This window comes from Halopseudomonas sp. (assembly GCF_041579695.1).
Lineage (GTDB): Bacteria > Pseudomonadota > Gammaproteobacteria > Pseudomonadales > Pseudomonadaceae > Halopseudomonas.
Window position 1 is genome coordinate 1 of sequence record NZ_JBFGFI010000154.1, and the last position, 3,689, is coordinate 3,689.

Sequence of the window (3,689 nt, forward strand, 5' to 3'; positions counted from 1 at the left end):
CTTCCACAGCTGGTTGTAGACGGCCGGATCCTCGCTGAAGTCGACGCACTTTTCCAGCGTGAAATCGGCAATCGACGCCATGATCAGCGCCAGCTGTTCATGCAGCAGGGACTGGCTGGCAGCGCGGGATTCGATCAGCAACGCACAGGCACCGGCCGACAGGTCCTTGACCCAGACGGGCATGCCTGGCTGGTTTTCCACCGAACGCAGGCTGCGCCGGTCCAATAGTTCCACGGCTGATACCGGTTGCGGCTTGAGCTCGGTCACGGCCCGGCAGCAGCTTTGTACATCGGGGAAGATTAGTAAGGCGCTGGCCTTGTGCGGGTAGTCCGGCACGGTGTTGTAGGTGACCGAACTGATAAAGCCCAGGGTGCCCTCCGAGCCGACCATCAGGTGGCTGAGAATATCCAGGGGCTGGTCGAAGTCGACCAGCGCGTTCAGCGACAGTCCGGTGGTGTTCTTCAGGCGATACTTGTGGCGTATCCGCTCGGCCAGGGCGGTGTTGGCGCGGGTCTGGCGACCCAGTTCCGCCAGTTGTTCGAGCAGCTCGGCGTGACTGGTTTCGAAGGCGGCGACGCTCTGCGGATCTTCGCTGTCCAGCACACTGCCATCGGCCAGCACCAGGCGGATACCTGCCAGCGTGTGATAGGTATTTTGCGCTGTGCCGCAACACATGCCGCTGGCATTGTTGGCAACAATACCGCCAATCTTGCACGCGTTGATCGATGCCGGATCAGGGCCGATCTTGCGCAGAAATGGCGCGAGCGCGGTGTTGGCCTGGGCACCGATCACCCCCGGCTGCAAGCGGATCTGCCGACCCTGGTCGCGCACCTCGCGTCCGTTCCAGTGCTCGCCCAGCACGATCAGCAGTGAATCCGAGATCGCCTGGCCCGACAAGCTGGTGCCGGCAGCGCGGAAGGTTACCGGTACCCGATGGGCGCCTGCCAGCTCAAGTAGTTGCACCACTTCCGCCTCCGCCTCGACGCGCACCACCAGCTTGGGAATAAGCCGGTAGAAGCTGGCATCGGTGCCGAAGGCCAGCGTCGAAAGAGGGTCGTCGAACCGGCGCTCCCGCGGAATAACGTGCTCGACGGCGGTCAGAAAGGCAGCGGGCAGACGGGAGTTGTTCATGGTAGCTCCAGTTGTCATCGACTCATTCAGCTCAGTGGCCCAGCTCGCGCACCAGGGAATCGGCGCTGATCTCGCTGATGCTTTTGGCGCCGGTCAGCACCATGGCTACGCGCATTTCCTTGTCGATCAGCTCCAGCAGGTTGCTCACGCCAGCGCCACCGGCGGCGGCGAGGGCATAGATGTAGGCACGCCCGAGCATCACGGTGTCGGCACCCAGCGCCAGCATGCGCACTACGTCAAGACCGGTACGCACGCCGGAGTCGGCGAGTATCGTCAGATCGCCCTTTACCGCATCGGCGATAGAGGGCAGCGCGCGGGCGCTCGACAGGGCGCCATCCAGCTGTCGGCCGCCGTGGTTGGAGACGACGATACCGTCGGCGCCGAAACGCACCGCATCGCGGGCATCTTCAGGATCGAGAATACCCTTGATCACCATCGGGCCATCCCAGAATTCGCGGATCCACTCCAGATCCTTCCAGGAAATCGAGGGGTCGAAATTCTCCCCCAGCCAGCCAATGTAGTCCGCCAGGCCGGTGGGGTTGCCGCGATAGGTTGATATGTTGCCCAGGTCATGGGGCCGGCCCAGTAAACCCACGTCCCAGGCCCAGGCCGGGTGTGTCGCGGCCTGCAGCATCCGCCGCATCGGCGCATGCGGGCCGCTCATGCCGGAATGCGCATCACGGTAGCGCGCACCGGGTACCGGCATGTCGACGGTAAACACCAGTGTGGTGACGCCGGCCGCCTTGGCGCGCTCCAGGGCATTCTTCATGAAGCCACGGTCCTTGAGCACATACAGCTGGAACCACATGGGCCGCTCGATGGCCGGGGCGACTTCCTCGATCGGGCACACTGATACGGTCGACAGCGTAAAGGGAATACCCTTGGCCGCCGCCGCCTTGGCCGCCTGAACTTCGCCGCGCCGGGCATACATCCCGGTCAGTCCGACCGGCGCCAACGCCACCGGCATCGACAGGGTTTCGTTGAACAGCCGGGTTTCCAGACTCAGCTCCGACATGTTGCGCAGCACGCGCTGGCGCAAGGCGATACCGGCCAGATCCTCGACGTTACGCCTGAGGGTGTGCTCGGCGTAGGAGCCACCATCGATGTAGTGGAACAGAAACGGTGGCAGCTTGCGTTGCGCCGCCGCGCGGTAATCGGTAGAGGCTGAGATGATCATGAACTTCACTCTGCAACAAGAAAAAGGTTCTGGAGACCGCCACGCGCCGGTACGCACTCCGAGGGTAGCGGAGCGCGCATCGGTCAGCCGGCCATCAGGGGGTCACTTACGCCAAGGACGTAAACGGCGAACAGCACGATCAAGCCGGTAAACAACACATAGTACAGCGTCGGCCACACCGTCTTGCGCAGGATGCTGCCTTCGCGACCGAGCAGGCCGACGGTAGCCGAGGCGGCGACCACGTTATGTATTGCCACCATGTTGCCCGCGGCAGCGCCGACGGCCTGAGCAGCCACAATCAGTGCAGTGGAAATGCCCAGGTTGTCGGCCACACCGAACTGGAATTGGCTGAACATCATGTTGCTGACCGTGTTCGAACCGGCGATAAATGCGCCCAGCGCACCGATGCTTGGCGCCAGCAACGGATAGATACTACCGACGCTTTCTGCGACCCACAGCGCCATTAGAATCGGCATGCTCGCGAGCTCTGCGTCATTGACTCCGGAGTTGATCAGAATGCGCACCATGGGCACAGTGAACAGCAGAACGAAACCGGCGCTTAGCAGCACGCCCGAGGACTCCTTCACGGCCGCGCCCAGTTCACGCGGTTTCATGCCATGCAGGAAAAAGGTGGCGATGACTACCGTAACCAGAATGCCACCGGGCAGGTACAAGGGCATAAAGTTGGCGCTTACACCGGTCTCGCCCAGCAGGTCGGGGAAATTGACCATCACTGCCTTCAGCGCAGCGCTTACCTCCGGCACCACGCGACTAATCACCAGTAGCAGACCCACCAGCACATAGGGCAACCAGGCGCGCAGGCTGCTCATCGACTTGGCCGTCAGTTGGTCCAGCTTCATTTCCACCGACCCCAGCCATTCACTGGGCCAGTCCTTCGCGGGGGCGAAGTCCCAGGTTGTCCTGGGCAACAGAAAACCCTTGCGCGCGGCCGTGGTAACAATCGCCAGTCCGATCAGGCCACCACCGAGCGACGGAAACTCGGGGCCGAGAAAGATGCCTGTGGCAGCATAGGGCAGAGTAAAGGCCAGGCCCGCGAACAGGGCAAAAGGTAATACCTCGAAGCCAGCCTTCCAGCTTTTTTCGGTGCCAAAGAAACGCGTCAGCATGAGCACCATAATCAGCGGCATCGCGGTACCGACGATCGCATGGATGATGGCGACTTCGCTGGTGATCAGTTGCATGAACTGCGCCCAGGAAGAACCCTGTTCCAGCAGCTGGGTGCCAATGACCGTTGAATCCAGGCCTGTACTCACGCCCACCACAATAGGCGTGCCCACTGCGCCAAAGGACACCGGCGTACTCTGCACCATCATACCCATCAGCACGGCCGCCATTGCGGGAAAGCCGATCGCCACTAGCA

General features: G+C 62.3%; 3 protein-coding genes. All 3 read right to left on the reverse strand.

Annotation, left to right across the window (positions count from 1 at the left end; genetic code table 11):
• Positions 1-1,131: FAD-binding oxidoreductase (locus ABYA88_RS15700; protein WP_373188328.1), on the reverse strand; the 1,131-nt coding region annotated here is incomplete at its 3' end.
• A gap of 31 nt (positions 1,132-1,162) precedes the next feature.
• Entirely contained in the window at positions 1,163-2,308 is a 1,146-nt protein-coding gene (gene lldD, locus ABYA88_RS15705) for an FMN-dependent L-lactate dehydrogenase LldD (protein ID WP_373188329.1), read from the reverse strand.
• Between the two features lie 83 nt (positions 2,309-2,391).
• Positions 2,392-3,689 (reverse strand): L-lactate permease (locus tag ABYA88_RS15710; RefSeq protein ID WP_373188330.1); only part of this gene is annotated, 1,298 nt, incomplete at its 5' end.